The 1047-nt window shown below is 46.7% G+C and carries 2 rRNA genes (1 of these 2 cut by a window edge); both read right to left on the bottom strand.

The features are described from left to right. Positions 1-256 precede the first annotated feature (256 nt). Positions 257-368, bottom strand: a 5S ribosomal RNA gene (gene rrf, locus E1163_RS03170). Positions 369-481: 113 nt separating this feature from the next. Continuing rightward, positions 482-1047 (bottom strand): 23S ribosomal RNA (locus E1163_RS03165) (it continues 2329 nt past the right edge of the window).

Below are 1047 nucleotides of genomic sequence, written 5' to 3'. Positions count from 1 at the left end.
AACAAGCGTAAAACCTGTGGAGTAAATGGACTAGAAAGTAAACAAGTAATGTAAAAATCGCCACTGAAAATCAGTAAACCGCACTTATTGTTATATTATAGAAATTTGCCAACTGCTTTTGCCGATCGCTACTAAAACTATCTGTCAGCAAAGAGGTGAAAATTAAGGGGCTCTTCAGAAATTCAGTTTAATCCATTTAAAGAGGGATATAAAACAAAAAACCCTGACCGTTATGGACAGGGTTTCTGTTAATAAAAGCTGGCGACGACCTACTCTCCCACATATTACTGCAGTACCATTGGCGCTGTAGGGCTTAACTTCTCTGTTCGGAATGGGAAGAGGTGGACCCCTACGCTATAGTCACCATAAAATCTTCGGTATCGCTACCTGAACCATGATCTTTATCATGATCCTTTATTTCTTGTTAGTCTTATCAACTAATCATGACATATTGTTGTGAAAGAATGACGGGCATAGGCCCTAGAGAAAGTTTACGGGTAATTAGTACTGCTCAGCTTTGACATCTCTGTCTTTACACCTGCAGCCTATCAACGTTATCGTCTCTAACGTCCCTTATAAAGAAATCTCATCTTGAGGTGGGTTTCGCGCTTAGATGCTTTCAGCGCTTATCCCTTCCTGACATAGCTACCCGGCGGTGCAGCGGGCACTACAACCGGTACACCAGAGGTCAGTCCATCCCGGTCCTCTCGTACTAAGGACAGATCCTCTCAAATTTCTTACGCCCACAACAGATAGGGACCGAACTGTCTCACGACGTTCTGAACCCAGCTCGCGTGCCACTTTAATGGGCGAACAGCCCAACCCTTGGGACCTTCTCCAGCCCCAGGATGTGACGAGCCGACATCGAGGTGCCAAACCTCCCCGTCGATGTGAGCTCTTGGGGGAGATCAGCCTGTTATCCCCAGAGTACCTTTTATCCTTTGAGCGATGGCCCTTCCATGCGGAACCACCGGATCACTATACCCGACTTTCGTCCCTGCTCGGCTTGTTGGCCTCACAGTCAAGCTCCCTTATGCTATTGCGCTC

The sequence above is a fragment of the Fulvivirga kasyanovii genome (assembly GCF_009711405.1).
Classification (GTDB): domain Bacteria; phylum Bacteroidota; class Bacteroidia; order Cytophagales; family Cyclobacteriaceae; genus Fulvivirga; species Fulvivirga kasyanovii.
The sequence above is the reverse complement of the archived record's forward strand: the minus strand, read 5'-3'. Positions and strand labels throughout refer to the sequence as shown.